Genomic DNA, 2,269 nt, shown 5'->3' with positions numbered 1-2,269 from the left:
GCGTTGTTCCGACCACACGGCGTTTATGTACCTGGGCGAATTGATTGAGTTCAGCAACACGGACGATCTGTTCACCACGCCCGCGCCGATCCCCACCGAGCGCATACCGCTGGCGTTAATGGCGTCAATGCCCGCCTGCGCATCTTCAATGCCGATACATGCCTGCGGCGGCACGCCCAGCCCTGCACAGGCAGCGAGAACGATTTCCGGATCCGGTTTCGAGTTTTTAAGTTGGGAAGCATCCGCGCAGAAGGTGAAAAACTCGCGCAGCTCCAGCGCCGCTAAACTCGTCGGCGCATTCAGGGAGACAGAAGCCAGCCCAACCGAGATCTGCTGTGCACGGAGATCTGCCAGCAAAGAGCGAATGCCGGGTAGAACAGCGTTGACCGTCAACTCGCGTAGTGAGTGGACATAGAGCAGATTTTTGCGATACGCCAGTTGCGCCCTCTCCTGCGAGTTAAAGTCGCCCTCTTTGCCCCCGTGTTGCAGAATGCGCCGCAGAGACTCATCGCGGCTGATCCCTTTTAGGGATTCGTTAAACTGCGCATCAATGCTGATGCCAATTTCAGCGGCAATCTGCTGCCACGCCTGGAAATGCAGATGCGCGGTATCGGTGATTACACCATCCAGATCGAAAATTACCCCTTGCAGTTTCATTCATCCTCCTGATGTTTGGTAGCGGTCCCATTGAAGGGCAAAATAAAATCACCCAAACAGAAAACAGATTCTTCAGCCACGGTTATAAGCTGACCGTTCAAACGCAGTGAAACGGGCGCAGAAGTTCGAATCGCAATACGCTGCGCGTCAAGAGTGACCTGTAATTCGCAGCCCTGCCAGAACAGAGGGAAAGACAACTGTTGCCACTGCTCAGGTAACGCCGGATTGAGATGCAATTCACCGTCACGCACGCTCACCCCGGCAAAACCCTGAATCGCCCCCAGCCAGATAGCGCCAGTTGCGGCAGCATGGATACCATCATCACAACTATGCGGATCAGCACCAAGATCGATTTCAGTCCCCTCGCGCCAGAACTGATAACTTTGGGTCAGCAGGCCACAGCGTGCGGCAACAATGCCGTGGATTGCTTTACTTAATGACGAGTCGTGAATAGTACGCGGTTCATAAAATTGCAGATTGGCAAGACACGATGCCGCTGAGAACTGCTCCGGCAGCATGTAATTGAGCATCACCACATCAGCTTGTTTGAGGATCTGCATCTCGTTCACTTCTGCGCGTGAATAATCCAGCAGTATGGTTTGCTTCCCCGCCGCCGCTTTGTATTTCGCCAGATTAATCGCCGGCTTAGCCATAAACGAATCATCCTGCGGCAAAACGCCGTCGGGCTGAATTTCTGGCATCCATAGCTCTTTGAGGAACATTTCGGCGCGATGGATAAACGCATCGTCGCTACAGCCGAACTGGCGGGCAATATTCAGCGCCTGTTGAACGTTGTAGCGGGCCATATAGCTGGTGTATGCATTATTATTGACATGTTCGGTATATTCGTCTGGCCCAATAACATCATGAATTTCCAGACGATCGTTAACTCTCACCGCGCGGCTAATCCAGAACTTTGCAGTTTCCAGAAGTAGCGCCATGCCTTCATGCGCAATGAAACTTTCATCCCCCGTGGTCTGCCAGTATTGAATAACCGCCCAGGCGATATCGGCCACCAGATGATGTTCCGCCTGCGCCGAGGCCACTTTTTGCCGCAGCCCGGTGCGAATGTTAATGGCGGCAAATTCCGGCGTCTCTTCTTCGCCGCTGCGCGCGCTTTCCCACGGAAATAGCGCGCCCTGCCAGCCGTTGCGTCGCGCTTTCTCCTGCGCGCCTGGCAAGTTGTGCCAGCGATAACGCAGTAAACTTCGGGCAACCGTCGGATCGCTAAACAGATGAAACGGTAACAAAAATACTTCTGTATCCCAGAAAACGTGGCCTTTGTAGCCTTCGCCGGTTAAGCCTTTTGCCGCAATGCTGCTGCGCTCGTCGTGGGCAGGCGTCATGATGCGCAGATGATAAAGCGCATAATCTAAGACGTTTCTGCCACCATTGACGCCAGTTTTCTGTTGATGCTGCAAGAAGTTGGTCGTAACTCTGCTGCGCGCACATTTCAAGCTGGCGAAGCGACGCGCTGCCCCACTCGTCTAAAGCAGCTTGCCTGTCATCCCGCCAGTCGATCCACACCAGTTTTTGCAACGTCATTGTCTCGCCTGCATGAAGCTGCGCACTGGTATGTTGCTGCAAACGGCGCTCTTTGGCGGTATAGCAT

Annotated in this window: 3 pseudogenes; 1 reads left to right on the top strand and 2 read right to left on the bottom strand. The window is 53.9% G+C overall.

Annotated features, from left to right (window positions below):
* A pseudogene (locus RTW80_RS24270) lies at nucleotides 1–100 on the top strand (phosphate ABC transporter ATP-binding protein); the annotation flags it as partial.
* On the opposite strand, the pseudogene pgmB reads toward RTW80_RS24270, so the two are convergent.
* Nucleotides 75–657 (bottom strand): annotated as a pseudogene (gene pgmB, locus RTW80_RS24265) (beta-phosphoglucomutase); the annotation flags it as partial. The pseudogenes RTW80_RS24270 and pgmB overlap by 26 nt on opposite strands.
* Nucleotides 654–2,269 (bottom strand): annotated as a pseudogene (gene ycjT / locus RTW80_RS24260) (kojibiose phosphorylase); the annotation flags it as partial. The pseudogenes ycjT and pgmB, both read right to left, overlap by 4 nt.

This window comes from Escherichia sp. AM3 (assembly GCF_032029835.1).
In the GTDB taxonomy this organism is placed as follows: domain Bacteria; phylum Pseudomonadota; class Gammaproteobacteria; order Enterobacterales; family Enterobacteriaceae; genus Escherichia; species Escherichia coli.
This window is presented reverse-complemented; position numbering and strand designations above follow the sequence as displayed.